Below are 18,694 nucleotides of genomic sequence, written 5' to 3'. Positions count from 1 at the left end.
ACGACGTCCAGCAATACAGGCTCGACGGTCGAAACCGGCGGAATCGCGGCAATCTTGCCGCCAATCGATTGATCGAGCTCACTGGTCATGCGATCGGCCACGCGTGCCCGAACCACGACGATGTCGACGCCGTGCGACTGATACATGTCCAGCATCGAGCGTTGGAATCCGTCGGCAATGCCCACCAGCGCCACGACAGCCGCCACGGCCACGGCCATGCCGCTGACGGTCAATGCCGAGCGAATGCGGCGACGCGTAATATTTCGGTAAACCAGCGTGATCAATCGCATCGGCGGCGCACGGCTAATTGGTCGATACTGTCCCCGCAGCTTCCGTAGACTATACGTTTGGCAAGATCGGACGCACCTCGGCGGTCGATTCAGGAAATGTCCCGCCCATGGCCCCGATTCCGCTGGGGAGGTGGGGACCCTAGTGTTCCTACGGATTTCGCCGAGAACAGGGGGCACAGCGGGGCAAAGAATCACCCGCAGAGCCGGCACATCCGGCTTCTTCAGCAGCCGGGCCTGCCGATCGAATGACCGGCAGATGAGCCGCTCCCTGACCCAACCTGGCGCGCGCAGGCGTTAGAAAACAACGAAGCGGGGACGCGAAGCTGCCGTAACGCGGTATCAGAGTCGCAGCCCCGCACCAAATCACTGGCAACTCGTGGTTCTATTTGCCGCTAAGCTTTTCCATGGTCGGCTCAGGCTGCCACAGGTACAAAAACGTCGGCAGCCGCGCCCGTTCGATCCCAGGAACGCTCACGGGCAGCAAGCTCCCTTGCATCGGCACATTCGCCGTCACGTCGTAGGGGGTGCGGGCTCCATCGCTGGGGCGGTGCAAGAGCACCAGCGAGGCGCCCGGCGCGTTGCTCATTTGCCGCACCATCTCGGCCGCCTCGTCCAGGTATCCGATCGAATCCACCAAACCCAGTTGCATCGCCTGGTGGGCCGTAAAGACGCGCCCGTCAAAGACCTCGGGTGGGGCCGTACCCAACCGTGGCCGCGCCTCGATCACGATATGGCGAAAACGATCGTGGAACTCGTTGGCCATGCGTTGCAGAATTTCGCGGCTGGCCTCGCTTTGCGTCGTGATCGGCGTTCCAAGGTCGATATTTTCACCCGCCTTGATCGGCGTGCCGACGGCGTTGAACATGCCCATGGTGTCTTCAAGGTTATATAGATTGAGAATAACTCCGATGCCGCCGGTGATCGAAGTGGGGTGCGCGATGATGTGATCCGTGGCCGTGGCCAGGTAATATGCCCCCCCCGCGCCGACATCCATCAGGCAGGCGATCACCGGCAATCGCGTGTGGGCCTTGAATTCCTGCAAATCGTGCCGCAAGACGTCGCATGCCGTCACGCCGCCACCCGGGCTGTTGATCCGCAGCACTACGCCGGCCCAGCACTGCGAATTGGCAATGCGATCGAGCTTCTCGCGAAACAATGCGACGGGATTTTCTCCTTCGCTAAACAGACCCGTCATCGCCTGATTCACTAGCAGGCCATCGACGTCCACGATCGCGATGCGCCGTTCGTCACCACCTTGCCTCGGGGTAACGGGGATCGCCGCCAGCGCTTGCTGGCTGCGATTGCTGGGCATGGCAACCACGACACGGTTGTTGGTCGCCACCTGCAGCGGATTCTTGCAACCGCTCGCTAGCGCCAGCAGCAGAAAACAGCGAATCGCCCAGGGCGAACTGCACCACGCGCGGCGCCTGTCCATCGATAACCATCCCTGGCGTGACATCGGGCGCCTGCAGGGGGATCCGTCCCCGCGTTCGAACACGGCGCAAACTGAGCCTTTGTTCGTATCGGTCCCCCGCGACACCCTACAATAGCCGGCGGGCTTTCGCACAGTCGTGATCGCGGGGCATAGGGCGCGCGCCCGGCTCAGTTGTGCTAATCTGTGCCGATCGTGAAGAGTTTGCCGCTCAATGTTCGCAGGCTGCACCGGGCCTCGCTACTTTCCCGAAGCGCAAGCGACGGGGGCACGAAGTCCGCGATGGATGCTGCGCCATGGCCGAAATCTACAACTCTCCCCGAGAACATCCCCGCTTGGTGCCGGCGGTGGCACACGTGTGGCGGGCCGGCATTGCCCCGGATTCGTCGGCGCTATCAGAAATGGTTTCGGTGCTCGCGGCCGACGAGCGCAGCCGTGCCGAACGATTCCATTTCGACCACCATCGCGAGCGTTATATCGCGGCCCGCGCCACGCTCCGTCGATTGTTGGGCGCGTATGCCCACGTCGCTCCCGAAGAGATCGTGTTTCGTTACGGCGAGCGCGGAAAGCCGGCGGTCGAGGCTCCCGCCGCGGCCGCCGAGATCGACTTCAACGTCTCGCACCGCGGCGATTTTGCGTTGTACGTCTTTTGCCGCGGGCGCGAGCTGGGAATCGATATCGAATTCGTGCGCGATGTACCGCAAGCATTGGCGATCGGGCGCAAGCATTTCACGCCGGAAGAATCTCGCTTGCTGGTCGCTGCCGACGCGGAGGGAAAAATCCTGAGTTCGTTTTTTCGCCTCTGGACTCGCAAAGAGGCGGTTATCAAGGCCGTAGGCACCGGACTGGCCATGCCCTTGACCGAGTTCGATGTCAGCTCCGCAGCCGCCGATGGCGCGGCCTGGCACTCTGTCCAAATCCCAGCCCGGCCCAACACAGTCTGGTCCGTGCGCGATCTGTTTCCGCTAGATGGCTACCGCGGTGCGCTCTGTCTTTCAGGCACCCCGCTCGAAATCGAGTTCTGGACCGGGGGTGACCACTGAATTGCTCGGCCGCCAGGACGCTTTGACTTGCGTAAGTCTCGTCCTAAACTTTCCCGGTTTCACAGGAGCGTCGTTGCGTAGTTTCGCAGTCGTGCAGCACCCGAGGGGTTGGGATCGACAGTTGTCGCCCGCCGCAGCCTCTGAATAATTATGGTCCAGCAGCTTGCCATCGAACCGAACGCTATCGCGGCCAACGCGTGGGTGCCGTGCCCGCAAGATTCCATGATCCACTCCTCAGCCGCCAAGACCGACATCCTGCTGCGAGCCGAGCGTCTCACCAAGGTACACCCGGATGGTAACGTCACGGCGCTGGCCGACGTGAACCTGTCGATCGGCCGTGGAGAATTCACCGCCATCATGGGTCCCAGTGGCAGCGGCAAATCGACCCTGCTGCAGATCCTGGGACTGCTCGATACACCCACTTCGGGCGAAGTCTATTTCGAGAGTCAGCCGGTCAGCCGCATGCGGCACACCGACCGTGTGCGGGCCGAAAAAATCGGCTTCGTTTTTCAGTCGTTTCATTTGCTCCCGATGCTCACTGCGCTCGAGAACGTGCAGGTGCCGATGTTCGAGGGCCGCCTCGCGCCGCGCGATCGCGCGCGTAAAGCTGCCGAGTTGCTAGCCCAGGCGGGCATCGCGCATCGCGCACATCACCTGCCGCACAGCATGTCCGTCGGCGAACGCCAGCGCGTGGCTATCGCGCGCTCCTTGGCGAACGATCCAATCCTGTTGTTGACCGATGAACCCACCGGCAGCCTCGACACTAAAACCGGCCAAGATATCATGGGGCTGTTTCGCGACCTGCACGGCCGCATGGGCATGACGATTGTCTTGGTCACGCACGATGCCGTGGTGGCCGAAGGCGCCGAGCGTCTGATCCGCATCCGCGATGGTCGAATCGAGTCGGACGAGTGCCGCTAGCAACTCGTCGCACTAGCACTGGATCATGTCATGGATGTACGATCCACGCCGTAGGTTCTCTTGCAAGTGCGACGTCCGTGTCTGACAGGCGCGCCGATCGCAACCCGCCGGATCATCAACGTATGCGTGCGACCCGCGTCAAATTGCTGCTCGCCGGCCTGCCGGTGCTGATCGTCGCTCTGACGGTGTCTGGTGCTTATGTGTTTTGGAAGCACATGACGCAGCCGCTTGCCGACGTACGTCGCAGCACGCTCACGGTCTTGCCGGTGAGTGACACCGTTGCCAAGCGGGCGCCTGCGAATGAATCGGTAGACGTGCGACCGCACGAGCTGCCGCGCATCGAACCTGGCACGGTGATTCCTCCGAAGCCGGCCGGCGGCACACGCATCGTGTTGCACAGCGTGCCACGCGTGACCGAGGGGGATATCGCCAAGGTCCCGTCTTCATTGTCGCGGCTTGTGTCGCTATTCCATCTAACCATCTTGGCCGATGTTGTGCCTGATCCTTCCATCAAGCCGGCGCATTATCGCTTGACTCGTGTCGCCGTCGGCCTCGCTACCGAGACCAAAGGGCGCGAGATGATCGTCTCGACCAAGACGCTCGGCCAATTCGGCCCCAAGCTGGGCTTTGTCGAACGCAGCTCTCTCGCCGGTAACGAGGCCAGTCTTGATCAGGCGCTGCAAGTGGCCCGCACGCCAACCATGGTGGTGTTCGACGCCACCGCGATCCAACGTATCGCGGGCCGCAACCAGCATGTGATCCATCGCCACGCCGTGCTGGTTTCTCCCACCGACGGAAAACTGCAAACATTTGTCTGGGCGCTCGAGCGCGACGACGCAGGCCAATATCACCTGGTTGACGGAAAAGTTCGCCGCCTGGTCACCGGCGCAAAAGAAGATCGTAAGCTGTACGTGGACGCCGGGCTGTTTACCTTTGGGCTGCCGTCGCAAGAGGCGTTTGCCCTGGTCGACTTGCCTCCGGGAGACGACCTGGCCATGAGTCCTCAGCTGCAGCGTGGGGTAGAGAGCACCTTGCAAACCGCAGACGATTGTCTGGGTCTAGAGCGACTGTTGCGCAGCGCCACGGCAGCTACCGTCGCGAAGTGACTTCAACGAAACATGACTTCTAAGAAACGTGCATGCTGCGCGATGCGCAGACGGAACCGGCTCCTATGATTTGCCGAATTCGCACTACGGCTCGGTTGGCGGCGCTCGGGCTTGCGCTCTTGTGCGGGAATGCCGTCATCCACGCGGCGCCGCCTGCGGGCGACCTGGTCCAAGATCTTTCCAGCCACGGTATTACATTCCCCTCGGGCGAGACCGTGGCGCTCCCCACGGCCCAGATGCCCGATGATCTGGACGGCGCTGCGCAGCAAGAGGCTCTGCGGCGCGCGGCGGGCAAGTATCCGCTCGATCGGTTTATGCGCAATGCGATCGTCTCGCCCTTCGACCTGGAGATGAATTCGATCGAAGACGCCAGCGGCGCGCGGCATGGGCAGCGCCTCGACTTTTGTTTCGTCGCTTACGGTACGCTCGAAGCGATCATCCGGCAGGACTTGTTCGGCGCGTTGGCAGGCGCCCAGGCCGCGAGCGGCAACGATTCCGATCACACAACTGCACGCGCACTAACGGCAGCCGAGTTGCAGGCCCGCGATCTGGCACCAGAAAAAACCGCCGAGCGCGAGGAGAGTTACCTGCTGGTCAACGTGCCCATCTTGAATCGGGTGCAGTTGCGCGGCGTCGGCTTCGCGGTGCGCGAAAAACGGCCCGAGTCAATCGTCGCACGAATTAAACTCGACGAGCGATTCAACAAAGACCAGGAATTCTCCAATACCTGGAGCCCGCTGCTGCGCGACAAAAGCGGCAAGCTGACCGAGGGAGCGGCGAAACCTTATTCTGGGCTAGGGGGATACATGAAGATCACCCAACTCCACCAGCCGGCCGGCGCGCTGTTCGTGGAATGCCATATCGCCTTCGCCGAGCCAGAGGCCTGGTTCGACGGCAAGAATTTGCTGCGCTCGAAGTTGCCTTTAGTGGTCCAGGACAACGTCCGCTCTTTCCGCCGCAAACTGGCGGAAGATTCAAGCACGAGATAGTTACACGCGGACGTGCAGATTTCGCCAGCGGTTGCCGCTGCACGCCACTTTCGACGCTCCTTGGATTTATCGCCGTTGAGGGGATATTGTTGTTCCTTGCGCTCGCATCTTTTTGCTGATTGAAAACTGCAGACGAAAGCCATCGTGCTAGCGAGGGAACCTGTCCGAGCCGGCGGCCTGCGAAACGCCAACCCCAAGGCCCGGGGCTGCCCCAACCGTCGACGTCGGCCGGTTGCTATTCTCGTCAACAAGATTCTTGATCTGAAAAACACTGGTCTGCGAATTGGAACTTCGCTCCACCAGCGGCCACCCGCCTTGAAGTTCCCCAGGCCTCGGGGTAGAACAATCGCGCTCTGCCGATTTGCTGGTCTCGCCGCTCATTCACCCCCCCTGCGAAATTGCCATGCCGCGCATCTTGGTCACTCCGTATCTGCTCAAGGACACTCGAGGCAAGTTTCGCGACATCATCGAGCGGGCCGGGTTTGAAGTCACGTTTCCCACGGTCGCCGAGCCCGATTTGCGCGGCGCAGCGTTGATCAAGCACCTGGAAGGCGTCTCGGGCGTGTTGGCCGGTTCGGAGCCATATACTCCGGAAGTTCTCAAGGCTTCCAAGCTGCGGGCGATCGCACGGGCCGGAGTCGGCTACGACGCCGTCGACATGCCGACCGCCAACGAACTGGGAATCGCCGTGGCGATCACCCCCGGCACGAATGAGCATTCGGTGGCCGAACAGACATTGGCGCTGCTGTTTGGAGTCTACCGCGATGTCTCCCGCCGCGATGCCGAGGTACACCGTGGAGAATGGTCGCGCCGCCCCTTGTGGCGGCTGGCCGGCAAGACGATTGGGCTGCTGGGCTTGGGGCGCATCGGCCGCGCCGTGGTTCCTCGCGCTGTGGGTCTGGGTTTGCGCGTGATCGCGCACGATCCGTTTGCAGACCGCGACTTTACGGCCCTGCATGGCGTCGAACTGTGCTCGTTGGACGACGTGTTCGCCCAGAGCGACATCGTCAGTTTGCATCTGCCGGCGACAGCCGACACGCGCGACCTGGTGAATCGCCGCACGTTGGGCCTGATGCGTCGTGGCTCGGTGTTAATCAATACCGCCCGCGGTGGACTGGTCGACGAAGACGCATTGGCCGAGGCCCTGGCCAGCGGGCATCTTGCAGGTGCCGGCCTGGATGTCTTCAAGGTCGAGCCGCTGCCGCTGACGAGCCCGCTTCTCAAGTTCGACAACGTCGTCATGGCGCCGCACATGGGCGGGCTGGACGAAGAATCGGGCGAAGCCATGGCCTGCCTGGCCGCCGAATGCCTGGTGAAACTGGCCGCCGGACAGTGGCCCGACGGCTGTATCGTCAACGAGCAGCTTCGCCCTGGCTTCAAGTGGTAAGCGTCGCTGCGGGCTAAGTCTTTAGCGCCGCAAGTCGACCGCAAAGTTCGTCGGCGCCGCCACGGTCTGTAGCGGTGCGAACGAAGACTGCACTACGCGCCGCGCCCCGCCGTGCGGGAAATAGACGAAGCCTAGGTACGAATCGACCGTGCCCGAGCTAGCCGGCGTGATAAAGTTTGCCTGGCCAAAGATCGCCAGCCGGTCTGTGAGCGGAATTTGCAGTTCGGCGCCAAACACAAACGTGTTGTGCAGCTCGCGCAAATCGCCGAGGACGGCGTTCACCTGGCCATGCTCGTTGGCCAACCCACCCCAGAACGTGGTCTGCACCGCGTTGGGCCACACGTACTTGTAGTAAGCGTTGGTTTGCGAGATGGGAACCAGCGTGACCGGCGTCGCACCAAAGGTGCCGGAATCGCTCTGGGCGCTAATTGTGGACCAGACACCAATCGTGCTGCGCGGCGAGATCATGTATCCGACGTTGAATCGCCATTGCCCAAGACTGAAGTTGTCGTAGTAATCTTCCCGCAAGAAGTCATAGGCCAGGCCCCAAAAAAGGCCCATCTCGGTGCGTTGGAACACGCCTACAGTGGTATAGCTCTGCGTGCGGCCTGTGGAACCTAAGATGCGCTGCTGAACTTGCACGGCGTCGCCGGTGGCATCAATGGCAGTGCCAATCTGCGCGCCGATGCCGAGCGATTCGATCAGCGGCACGGCCCAGTTCACCGCGGCACGACCGCCGAATTGTGCGTTAATGCCAAAATCTTGCGGCTGCTTCGAACCATCCAAACCCATGAAGACCGACAGCGGATCGAGCAGCCGGTATTTCGGTACGAGAATTTCATCGCAGGCGCCGCTGGCCGGCACGAAGTCGACCGGCTTGTCGAACTCGTCCAGCAAGGGGTCGTCGTTGCCCGAAAGCGAGCGCGCAACGGGTGCAACTGGGGGGACGGTGGACCATACCGGAGGCAGTCGCGCCATCGACGGATCGGTACTCTCGGCCGACAGATCCGACGCGCCGAGGACAATCGCGGAGGTCAGCAGAAGGGCCCAGGCTGCGCGGCTAACGACCTGCGGCGCCGCGTGCAAGAAGGCAATTACGCAGGCGACCATCCCTGAAGCTCCGTCATGGTTGCCTCGTGAATATGCGCACTTGCGCTGGCACTGTCGCTATCGACGAAAGGCCCTGCTTCCTGATGGCAGATCAAAACATGCGCGGTTATGACAGTTTTGTCGGCCCTGCAGCCCTAGGGATTGCAAAAAGACCGTTCAGCGCCGATCGGCGGAACCCGGCGGCCGAGAACATCGAGCGCGATCGGCGTTTTGAGCGGCTGTACGGAAAAACACCCGGTAACACGCGAATTTGCATCGTGAGGTACCCGCATCTAGAATCGCACCGGCTCCGCACCGCGCGGGCGGGACGCAACTTTTCGCACATCCGTACAAACGAGGGAAACCCATGAGGGATCACCGATTGTCGCGTCTCTCACGTCGTGATTTTGTCGCCGCGAGCACGGCCGCGGGAGCCGTGATTGGCACTGGCCTGGCCCGGGCGCCGGCGGCTGCCAACGCCTTGGGTGCCAACGACCGTATCAATTTCGGCGTCATCGGGGTCGGCGGCATGGGCTCTGGGCATGTCGGGGATCTCGTCGGTCGAGCCGACCGCGACAACCTCCGTTGCGTAGCCGTGTGCGATGTCTTCCAGAAGCGCGTAAATCAAAATCGTGAACGCACTGGCGGCGAAGGCTACAACGACTATCGCCGGCTGCTCGATCGCAAGGATATCGACGCCGTGATCATCGCCACCCCCGATCACTGGCATTCCAAGCAAGCGATCGACGCCATGGAGGCCGGCAAGGATGTGTACCTGCAAAAGCCGATGACGCTGACGATTCCACAAGCGATCGCCGTGCGCGACGCCGCCAAGCGGCTCAATCGCAAGCTGCAAGTCGGCACGCAATACGCCTCTGAGCCCGAGGCTTGGGCCGCGCGCAAGGCGATTGCCGACGGCCGCATCGGCAAGGTCGTATGGTCGCAGAATGGCTACTGCCGCAATAGTCGCGAAGGGCAGTTCAACTGGCCCATCGACGCCGATGCCGGCCCCGACAAGCAGGGCGAAAACCATATCGACTGGGACATGTGGCTGGGACACGAATTCGGACTGGCCGCCAAGATTCCTTGGAACCCCGATCACTTCTTCCGCTTTCGCAAGTATTGGGCGTACAACGGCGGCGTAGCTACCGATCTGCTGTATCACGCACTGGCGCCGTTGGTCTTGGCCATCTCTGGACCCCAGGGTGAATACCCAAAAAAAGTCGTGGCTGGCGGTGGTCAGTACATAGAGAAAGACGGACGGGATATTCCCGACAGCCACTTCATGCTGATCGAGTACCCCAGCGAGCACACCGTGTTCCTGGCCAGCGTGATGACCAACGACAATGGCATTCCGCGCATCATTCGTGGCCAGCACGGCACCATCGAATTCGGTGGCGGCTTGAAGCTGCGCGGGCAACCCACTTGGAAGCAAGAGTTCTCCGCGGCCAATGGCGGGCAGATGGAAGTCACGATCCCCAACGAGCCACGCCGCGATCACGTGGGGAACTTCATCGATGCCGTGCGCGGCCAGGCCGAGTTGGCCTGCAATGCCGAGCTAGGCTGTGCGCTGATGGTCGCCATCAAGCTGGGCGAAGACGCCTACCGCGAGACCAAAGTCATGCTGTGGGATGCCGCCAAAGAACAGGTCGTGGCGGTTTAGCTTGGCGGGGTCCTAGCCTTCGGCCAGGGCGCGATATTTTCCGGCGAAATACAACAGCGGCGCCCCGTCGTGCGCTTCGCCGGTCAGAATTTCGCCCACGAAAATGTCGTGGTCTCCACCGGGCAGGATCTCGGTTACCTGGCAATCGACATAACCCAGCGTGCCCGCCAGGATCGGTGCGCCCGAGGCGCCGGTTACGAACTCCAAGTCGGCAAATACCTTGGGGCCGCGGGTGGCAAACCGCTGCGACAGGTGCTCCTGCGTGGCAGCCAGGATGTTCATGGCAAAATTACGATGCCGCAGCAGATATTCGTGCGAGTGAGCGCTACGCTCGACGGCCACGAGCACCAAGGGAGGCGTCAGTGACAGCGAGGCCACGGCATTGGCTGTCAGCCCGCTAAAATCCCCTTCGCGCCCCGTCGTCACAACGGTGACCCCCGTGGCGAAACGTCCCATGATCGTTCGTTGCAGCTTCGAATCAAACGGCACAAGAATCTCCCGGCTTGATATGCAGCGGCCATTCCCGCGAATCGCCCGTCACCATAGAAGTCAACCGCCCGAGCGTCAAGCAAGCGTGCGCGGGTGCGCGCTGCTGGCGTGACGATTTCTTGGCGAGTATAAACGGCGCAACGCGACCGGTCTGTGCTCTAGCTGGTCGCCGTCGTTTTCGCGCCGTCCGTTGGCGATGATCCGTAATTCTTGGCATTCAGAAGCAACCCATATGATTCGCCTTTCGCCCTCCTGCATCCTGGCTTCCTGTCTCGTCATGTTCACGGCGCATCACGTCGTGCCGCAGGCCAACGCCGCCGACACGCCGGCGAAGAAGCGTAACGTCCTGTTCATCGCATCCGACGACCTGAACAATCGCTTGGGCTGCTATGGCGATCCGCAGGTGAAGACGCCCAACATCGACCGCCTGGCCGTGCGAGGTATGCGCTTCGATCGCGCCTATTGCCAGTTTCCCTTGTGCAACCCCAGCCGAGCATCATTCCTTACCGGCCTGCGACCTGATACCACCGGCGTGCTCGACAACCAGGTTCACTTTCGTAAGAACATTCCCGACGTCGTCACCTTGCCCGAGCTGTTCCGCAAACATGGTTACTACGTGGCTCGGGTCGGAAAACTTTATCACTACGGCGTGCCCGGAGGGATCGGTACCAGCGGGCTCGACGATCCGCAGTCATGGCAAGAGGTGGTCAATCCGCGCGGCCGGGACAAGGACGACGAGGACAAAATCTTTTCCATAACGCCAGGTACGGGCTTTGGGGCCACGCTGTCGTGGTTGGCCGCCGACGGCACCGATCTCGAACAAACCGACGGTCGCGGCGCGACCTCGGCCATCGAACTGCTGGAGAAGCATGCGGCCGAGCCGTTCTTTCTGGCCGTAGGATTTTATCGGCCCCACACGCCCTACGTCGCGCCAAAGTCATATTTCGGACTTTACCCGCTGGAACACATCGCGTTGGTCAACGAGCCGACGGACGATCGTGACGACATTCCGCCGCTAGCCATCACCGTGAAGACGCCGAACTATGGCATCAACACAGAACTGCAAAAACAGGCCATTGAGGCCTACGTGGCATCGATCAGCTTTATGGATGCCCAAGTCGGCCGCCTGCTCGACACGCTCGACCGACTGCACCTGACCGACAACACGATCGTGGTCTTCATGAGCGATCACGGCTACCATCTCGGCGAGCATGGGCTGTGGCAGAAGATGACCTTGTTCGAAGAATCGTCGAGGGTGCCGATCGTGATCGCGGCGCCGGGCATGAAAGCTGCCGGCCAGGGTTGCCCGCGGCTGGTGGAATCGATCGACGTCTATCCCACGCTGGCCGATCTGTGCGGATTGCCGGCCCCTGAGCGGCTCGAAGGGCGCAGCCTGCGCCCGCTGCTCGACGATCCGCAGCAACCGTGGAAGAAAGGGGCCCATACCCAGGTGCGCCGCGGCGAAAATGCCATGGGCCGATCGGTTCGCAGCGAACGTTACCGCTATACCGAGTGGGACGAAGGGCACAAGGGCGTGGAACTGTACGATCACGACAACGACCCCCACGAGTTCCACAACCTGGCCCGCGATCCGGCCCAAGCCCAGGTTGTGAAAGAACACCAGGCGCTATTGCGCAACACTGAGTAGAACTGACGCGACGCGCGCGGAAGACCAATGTCCTGGGCGAAGTACGCTCTGGGGGCACTCAATGTCTTAAGAGAACGGAGCGGAGTCTTGAGCCGCATCTGGTCGTCTACAGACCACCCACTCTGACGGTTTTACGGAACACACCAATCGATCCGAAACTTAAGTCCGCAAGTGGAAATTAGATCAAGTCTGTCCTCGCCAGCCGATAGCCAGAAACGACAGGGGATTTCTGGCAATTAGCGCACGGGGAGAGCGACGCATGTTACGTCTACGGGTTTGGGCAGCCATGGTTTGTGTTCTTGGTGGCCTGAACCTCGCCAGCCGCGCCGACGACGGCGACAGCGCCGTACCGACCTGCTGCTCGGCGACACCCTCGCTGAGTGAAGCCTGCGCCCGCTGTGACGATTGTGCCGAATGCTGCGACTCGTTCAACGGCCGCCGCCGCATTTTTGGGCTGCTGCCCAGCGATCACTGCTTCGATCACTTCGTCAGCCCGATCTCGAACCCGTTCTTCTTCGAAGACCCGCGCTCGCTGACCGAAGTGCGCGGGATGTTCATCGACAATAGCCTGCCGACGTTTTCTGGTGGGGGAGACGCCCAGGTTTGGGCCGCACAATTCCGTGGGCGCATCACCGATCGGTGGAGCATCATCGCGCCGCGATTGAGCTACTTTTCGGTCAATCAGGCCAATAACGGCGGCGGCAGCAATCCGGCCGGTTTCCTCTCGGCGCCGGTGGGGGCCAAGTTCAACTTTATCCGAGACGTCGAAAACCAATTCCTGGTTTCAGGCGGGATCACGTACTTCATTCCCGGCTCTCCCGGAGCGCTGTCGAACTTCGACAATGGCGACTTTCACATTTTCGTGACGGCCGGCAAGCAAATCTTCGGCCGCGGCCACTGGCTCTCGGGCACGGGCTTTCGCCTGCCCGAGGATCGTAACTTGGGGACGCAGCTGTGGTACTGGTCCAATCAGTGGGACTACGAGCTGCCCGGGCACATCTACCCGCTGATCGGGCTCAACTGGTTTCACTGGATGGACGGCGCCGGAGTCCAGTCGGGCATCCCGTTTGGTGCCTTGGACCTGATCAATCTGCCGTCCAACGGGGTTGCTGGCAATAACGTGGTGACGAACGTCATTGGCGCCAAATGGAAGCCGAGCGGCAATATGGAACTTGGCTTCGGTTGGGAATACCCGGTCACGCAATGGGGTGACGTGTTGAAGAACCGGGTGTATGCCGACGTGATCTTACGGTATTAATGCGGCCCTTGTCAGCGACAAGGACACCTTCGGTAGCGCGCGTATTACCGCCTTGATAGGAACATCATGGAAAAGAACACCAAGGCTGACGCCGGCTGCGCCGCGCGGGCGCGCATCGACCAGGTTTACTTATAGAGCGGACCGGAGATTTCGATGGGCCGAACATCCAGATGGATGTTGCTCACGGTAAAGCCAGTCCCTTCGGGCACCTCGCCGTACCAGCCGGCGCTATCCGCGCCGGGATAAAAGCGAAATTCAAATCCCTGCGTGGGTTCATCGCGTGCGGCCAGCCCGTCGAAGGCCAGGCCGATCGCTTCGACCTTACGGCTTTGGATGAGACGCACCAGCACGTCAAAGACCGTGGTGTTGCCGAGAATATCCAGGAACATGTCGGTCCGCGAGGGTTCGTTTTCCAGCTCGGTTCCCTGCGGCATAGCCACGCTACCTTGCTGCTTTTCCTTGGCCGGCATCACCTCGAGCGTGTGCAGGTTGAAGGTGTCGCCATGATCCAGATACGTCATCCGCACGTTTTTCAGGTTGAATCCCTGCACGTCGGGATCGTGGCTAGCATTGGACAGGTCGAGCACCACGGCACCTTTGTAGCCCACGATTTCGACCTCGTAGCCGTTACGCACGACGCAGGCCGTGTTCTCGTCGACGCCGATGCCGAATTTCAAACCCTGTGAGTGCATGGCGACTAAGGCGCGGGCGAAGCGACCGCGGGTCAGGCAGTGCTGCTCGATGAACCACGAGGGATCGAGGAAGCCCAGCCCGTCATCGATTTCCTTGCCGAACTTGACCCCCTGTTTGAGCGTGGAGAGCACGCTGTCAGGGTCGCTGAACATCACGCGGCTCAACACGGCAGCGCCGGCGCTCGTGCCGGCAATGACTCCGCCCCGGTTGTAAACTTCCCACACGGCGTCCAAGAGCGGCGTATTCTTGCCGTCTTCAGTGCGCAGCGCTTTGGTGATTCGCTTCTGATCGCCGCCGGTGAAGAACACACCGGTCGAGCTGCGCACTTGTTCTACGATGTCTTCGTCGACCACGACTTTGCGAAAATCGACGTCCACGTTCATCATGCCCAACGGCACGACGAAGGCTTCGGCGCCGAGTTTTTCGAGCGTGGCGACCGCACGCTGACCGCTGTCGCGCGGCGTGCCGCTGGCTGTTGGAAAGACGGCGATCTTGGCCGAATCGCCACCGGCCAGGTCGACCACCGTTTCCCAGATCTCGCGCTCCCAGTCCTTGCGTTCCGTATTACGCAACGCTCCGCCGATGATTACCAAGGATCCTTTTTTCTCTTCGGCGCGTGCTGCGGATGCGATTCCAATCAGACACATGCCGAGGATGGCCACGCTCGATCTCCTCACCATCGTTGGCTCCCTGTCAGTCACGTATACCTCCGGCAAAACATGACGGCCTGAGATGTCGGCGTCCCAACCGACTCTCGACCGCACCAGCTCCGGGGGAAAAGTAACGGCATTCCGGGTTCCGCATCAAGACCAAAAGTTGAGCCGACTGCCCATTCTTTAGGCATTGTAACGCTGCGTTCGAGCGCATTGCCCAAATGCATGCCGAGTGGACCGCGCGCAAAAATTCAGAAATCTTTAGAAAGGCGACTTTCGACTTGTCTCTGTTCATGCGCCGTTACCGCCTGCTGGCAAGTAGACGCTCTGTCGGCGGACCGCCGACGTAGGGACGTGCTACTCGTATTGTAGTGCGCGGACGATTTGAAGTCGCGATGCGCGCCGCGCGGGAATCCAAGAAGCTCCTGAAGCGATGATCAAGCAAGCCGCGCCACAGGCCGCCACGAACCAACCGTCAGCATGAAAATCGACCGGCTGCCCTAACAGCACGTGCGTAGACAGATTCATCAGATAGGCCAGCACCAGCCCCAGTCCAATGCCGGGCACCAGGCTGCACAAACCGAGCGCCAGAGCCTGGAAAAAGACCATTTTTCGGATTTGCCGCCGGCAGAGAGCCACGGCTCGTAGCAGGGCGATTTCCCGTGTTTGCTCCAGCACGTTCATCGTTAGTGTATTAACGATCCCCAGCGAAGCCACGACAAATACCAGCGCCATCAGCAGCCATAAGAAGCCGATCACGCCGGCCATCATGTGATGAATCCTGGCCCGGAATTCGGCGTTCGATTGCAACATTAGCCCGCGGCTTTCGCAGAACTCTTCCATCCGTTTCCCCAAAGGCCCGATCATCCCATCCTGCGCAGTTACCATGAAAACGTCGACGCCCGGCAACTTGAACAAGCTTTTGGCGGACCCCCGATCAAGGTATGCAGCCATGCCGCCGGCAATGTATTCAGTGACCGTTCCGGCGATGCGAACCTTTTGTTCTCCCTTCCGTGTGCGTAGCGGCAGTTGATCGCCGACCGTCAGATTCAACCTCTTAGCTAATGCCGTGCCGATTACGGCTTCGCCCGCTAGCAGTCCGCGGCTGATGTCCTCGCGATCTCCCTCGGCGATGTCCAGTGCCAAGGCCGCCCCGGCGTCGAAAGTTCGTGCCAGCACGACCACGCCTTCGTCGCCGGCCTTGGCCTGGATCAGATTCAATTCGTGCACACTCGCCACTCCTTCGAGCTGTGCGAGCTCGTCGTGCAGTTCTTCGGGAAGATGCGTGCCCATCGCATAGCTCAGTTCGGGAAGCGTGCCGCGCACCAGATAATCCGCCGTGAATGTTCGCACCGACCATTCTTCGACATCGTTGATGTTGTTGCGCAACGACTGCCCCATAGCGATCGAAATCACCAAGGCCACGCACAGCACGGCCGCCGTTAGTCCGCTGCGGAGCGAGTTGCGCGCGAGTTGGCGCGCTGCCAAACGTCCCTCGATGCCCCACAGCGGTCGTAGCAACCACGAAACCGTGCGCGCCAGGTACGGAAAAAATGTCGGCGTCAGAAGGACGCCGCTAACGAGCACCGTGGCCAGCAACAGAGCGGGAATCGTGCGTTGGATCGCGGTGGGAAACCAGCCCCCCATGAACAGTGTGATGCCGAGCACGGATGCTCCCCCCAACAGCAGGCCAATGCGCGACATCCGGCCCCGCATCCCCTCGCTACCGCGCACCTGTAGCCCCAACAAATCTGGAAGCGGGGGCCGCCGTGCGGCACGCCGTGCCGGCGCCAGCGTGGCGAAGACGGCCATTCCTGGGCCAAACAGCGCCGCCAGCACGAAAGGCTCGGCCGTGATCTCCAAGTTCTGCAATGCCACGCCCAGCAACTGCTCCATGCCGCGCATCAGCGCCAACGAGGTAACGAATCCCAGGCCCATGCCGAGCACCATCCCCACAATGCCCAGGATGAAGGCCTCGCGCACCAATAGCGACGTGACCTGCCCGCTCGTCACGCCGATCGCTCGCAAGATCGCCAGCTGCCGGCGCCTCTCACCCAGGCTCATCAGAAACGAATTCAGGATCACAAAGCCGCCGGCCACGATCGACACCGCGCTGAGCGCCGATAGCCCTTGCTCAGCCCCGAACAAACTGTGCTGGGCCAACTCGCCGCGCGATGCCGGCGATCGAACGCTCAGGCCGGCCGGTAGAAGACGGGCAACCTCTTGCCGGACCGCGTCCTGATTGGCACGATCTTCCAGTTCGATGGGGATGGCCGTCACCTGGCCGTCGAGTTTGAATAATTGTCCCGCCGCCGATAGCGACACGAACAAGACGGCGCCGCCATTGAATCCGGCGACGCCCGTAGGCTCGACCAGACCCGCGATACGGAATGATTGCACGCCCCGCGGCGCGAGCAGCCGCACGCTATTCCCCACGGCCAGCTTGAGACCGCGGGCGAAATTATCGACCAGCAGCACCTCGTCGTCGGTCGACAATGCCGCACCGGAAACCAGGTGGGCAGCCGACTCTTCGTCGGTGGCCGGATCCGTGCCGATGATCATCACTCCCAACGGACTGTCGCCATTGACCAGTCCTGCTACCATTTGCACGACCGGACGTGCCGACCGGACGCCCGACACCGCGGCGATGTCGGCCGCGATGCTGCGATCGAAACCTCCGCCTCCTTCCGCCACCACTTCCAAAGCGGCGCGACCCGTCAGGTCGGCGAACATGCGCTGATAGGCGTGCCGCGTGGTATTAACTGTGAGCGCGATGGCAAACACGCCCGCCACGCCGATCACGATGCCCCCCAGCGTCAAGAGAGTGCGCCCGGGTCGGCGGACAAATTGCCGGTAGGTGTAATGGCGCAGCATCATGGGCGTAGACCGGAACTTTCGCCGCCGGCGTGTACGGCGTGCCGTGCCCGCTCTTCGCTCAACAGTCGATCGTGCATGATGTTGCCGTCGCGGAGGGTCACGATGCGATCGGCCACCGCGGCATGGGCCGGGTTATGGGTGACCATAAGAATGGTTTGCCCTTCGCTCACCAGTTGCCGCAGCAACTGCATCACCTGGTCGCCATTGTGTGTGTCGAGATTGCCGGTCGGCTCGTCCGCCAACAGCATGACAGGGCGGATGGCCAAGGCACGCGCGATTGCCACGCGTTGCTGCTCACCCCCAGACATCTCCTTGGGCAAGTGCCGGCCGCGAGCGGCAAGCCCCACGCGCTCGAGCGCTTCGGTTGCCCGCCTGTGGGCTTCGGCCTCGGGGACGCCATCCACAACTAACGGCAGACCGACGTTTTCGGCCGCGGTCAGCGCGTCGAGCAGATTGAATGCCTGAAACACTAGCCCCAAGCGGCGCCGGCGGAGCAGCGTGATTTCATCATCCGAGAGCGCCAAAATGTCCTGTCCGCTCACGCGAATGCTGCCGCCGTCGGGCTGGTCGAGCCCCGTTACCAAATGCAATAGCGTGCTCTTGCCGGATCCCGAAGGGCCCATCACAGCCAGGAACTGTCCGGCCGGGATATCAAGATCGACACCGGCCAATGCTTGGACGCGCGTCGTACCCGCGCCAAAGACTTTTCGCAGGCCGCGAATCTCGACGGCCGTGTGAGGTGCTGGACTCAAATGTTTCTCCTCGGTCTTGCCTGTCGCGCCGTCGTGCCGAACTCGTGTTAGCGAATTCCTTCTGCCCGCGCCGTGCCCACGCACTATAACACGACACGAGGCAATCGTTCAGAGGGCCAAGAGCACGCGGCGGCAGGAGCAACTCAATGAGCAACCGGCGGACCGACGCTGATCGAGCGTCACGGCGATTTGCGGTCGCGCGATTTGGTGCCACCGCGATTTGCCGGCACCGCAAGCCCAAGCACGGCCAACGACGCCATCGTGGCAAGTAAAGTACCTCGCCGCGGCTGGTGATAGGGCCTGCGGCAGTCGCGCCCTTGCGATACAATTCGCGACATGCCGGCCCACAATCAAAAAACCTGGCGCGGACAGAAAATTGCCGAAGGGTGCTGATTTCCCGAGAA

Annotated in this window: 15 protein-coding genes; 8 read left to right on the top strand and 7 right to left on the bottom strand. The window is 61.6% G+C overall.

What is annotated here, in order from left to right:
- Both VGG64_01475 and VGG64_01470 read right to left on the bottom strand, forming a co-directional pair.
- Nucleotides 1-290 (bottom strand): ABC transporter permease (locus VGG64_01475; protein HEY1598241.1); only part of this gene is annotated, 290 nt, incomplete at its 3' end.
- Nucleotides 291-672: 382 nt separating this feature from the next.
- Nucleotides 673-1,725, bottom strand: a complete 1,053-nt coding sequence (locus tag VGG64_01470) for a S49 family peptidase (protein HEY1598240.1) — start codon at nucleotides 1,723-1,725, stop codon at nucleotides 673-675.
- 293 nt (nucleotides 1,726-2,018) lie between these two features.
- Between VGG64_01470 and VGG64_01465 the strand changes: the two genes are divergently transcribed.
- The 5 genes from VGG64_01465 (at nucleotide 2,019) to VGG64_01445 (ending at nucleotide 7,168) form a co-directional block, all read left to right on the top strand.
- Nucleotides 2,019-2,765 (top strand): 4'-phosphopantetheinyl transferase superfamily protein, encoded by a 747-nt coding sequence (locus VGG64_01465; protein HEY1598239.1) that lies wholly within the window; start codon nucleotides 2,019-2,021, stop codon nucleotides 2,763-2,765.
- A gap of 222 nt (nucleotides 2,766-2,987) precedes the next feature.
- Nucleotides 2,988-3,686 carry an ABC transporter ATP-binding protein gene (locus VGG64_01460; GenBank protein ID HEY1598238.1) on the top strand — a complete coding sequence of 233 codons (699 nt, stop codon included), beginning with the start codon at nucleotides 2,988-2,990 and terminating at the stop codon, nucleotides 3,684-3,686.
- 122 nt (nucleotides 3,687-3,808) lie between these two features.
- Nucleotides 3,809-4,792, top strand: a complete 984-nt coding sequence (locus tag VGG64_01455; protein ID HEY1598237.1) for a hypothetical protein — start codon at nucleotides 3,809-3,811, stop codon at nucleotides 4,790-4,792.
- A gap of 65 nt (nucleotides 4,793-4,857) precedes the next feature.
- Complete coding sequence (locus VGG64_01450; protein HEY1598236.1) at nucleotides 4,858-5,781, top strand: hypothetical protein; 924 nt, start codon at nucleotides 4,858-4,860, stop codon at nucleotides 5,779-5,781.
- Nucleotides 5,782-6,184: 403 nt separating this feature from the next.
- Nucleotides 6,185-7,168, top strand: coding sequence for a phosphoglycerate dehydrogenase (locus VGG64_01445; GenBank protein ID HEY1598235.1), 984 nt, complete (start codon nucleotides 6,185-6,187; stop codon nucleotides 7,166-7,168).
- Between the two features lie 21 nt (nucleotides 7,169-7,189).
- Here the strand turns inward: VGG64_01445 and VGG64_01440 are convergent, their stop codons facing one another.
- Nucleotides 7,190-8,278: a DUF6666 family protein gene (locus VGG64_01440; protein HEY1598234.1), complete on the bottom strand. Its 1,089-nt coding sequence runs from the start codon at nucleotides 8,276-8,278 to the stop codon at nucleotides 7,190-7,192.
- A 346-nt stretch (nucleotides 8,279-8,624) separates the two neighbouring features.
- On the opposite strand from VGG64_01440, the gene VGG64_01435 reads away from it, so the two are divergent.
- Entirely contained in the window at nucleotides 8,625-9,920 is a 1,296-nt protein-coding gene (locus VGG64_01435; protein ID HEY1598233.1) for a Gfo/Idh/MocA family oxidoreductase, read from the top strand.
- 12 nt (nucleotides 9,921-9,932) lie between these two features.
- Here the strand turns inward: VGG64_01435 and VGG64_01430 are convergent, their stop codons facing one another.
- Complete coding sequence (locus tag VGG64_01430; GenBank protein ID HEY1598232.1) at nucleotides 9,933-10,409, bottom strand: flavin reductase family protein; 477 nt, start codon at nucleotides 10,407-10,409, stop codon at nucleotides 9,933-9,935.
- A 232-nt stretch (nucleotides 10,410-10,641) separates the two neighbouring features.
- On the opposite strand from VGG64_01430, the gene VGG64_01425 reads away from it, so the two are divergent.
- Both VGG64_01425 and VGG64_01420 read left to right on the top strand, forming a co-directional pair.
- On the top strand, nucleotides 10,642-12,057 hold the full coding sequence (locus VGG64_01425) for a sulfatase (protein ID HEY1598231.1): 1,416 nt from the start codon (nucleotides 10,642-10,644) through the stop codon (nucleotides 12,055-12,057).
- Nucleotides 12,058-12,316: 259 nt separating this feature from the next.
- Nucleotides 12,317-13,315 (top strand): hypothetical protein, encoded by a 999-nt coding sequence (locus VGG64_01420; protein ID HEY1598230.1) that lies wholly within the window; start codon nucleotides 12,317-12,319, stop codon nucleotides 13,313-13,315.
- 125 nt (nucleotides 13,316-13,440) lie between these two features.
- Here the strand turns inward: VGG64_01420 and VGG64_01415 are convergent, their stop codons facing one another.
- From VGG64_01415 to VGG64_01405, 3 genes are all read right to left on the bottom strand, one after another.
- The gene (locus VGG64_01415; GenBank protein HEY1598229.1) at nucleotides 13,441-14,688 is read right to left on the bottom strand and encodes a cyanophycinase; all 1,248 of its coding nucleotides are present in this window, start codon (nucleotides 14,686-14,688) and stop codon (nucleotides 13,441-13,443) included.
- 330 nt (nucleotides 14,689-15,018) lie between these two features.
- Nucleotides 15,019-17,538, bottom strand: coding sequence for an FtsX-like permease family protein (locus VGG64_01410; protein HEY1598228.1), 2,520 nt, complete (start codon nucleotides 17,536-17,538; stop codon nucleotides 15,019-15,021).
- Nucleotides 17,535-18,290: an ABC transporter ATP-binding protein gene (locus VGG64_01405; GenBank protein HEY1598227.1), complete on the bottom strand. Its 756-nt coding sequence runs from the start codon at nucleotides 18,288-18,290 to the stop codon at nucleotides 17,535-17,537. Before VGG64_01405 ends, VGG64_01410 begins: the two co-directional genes overlap by 4 nt.
- Nucleotides 18,291-18,694 lie beyond the last annotated feature (404 nt).

Source organism: Pirellulales bacterium (genome assembly GCA_036490175.1).
Classification (GTDB): Bacteria; Planctomycetota; Planctomycetia; order Pirellulales; family JACPPG01; genus JACPPG01.
Note: the sequence above shows the minus strand (reverse complement) of the source record. Positions and strands in the feature narration are given on the sequence as shown.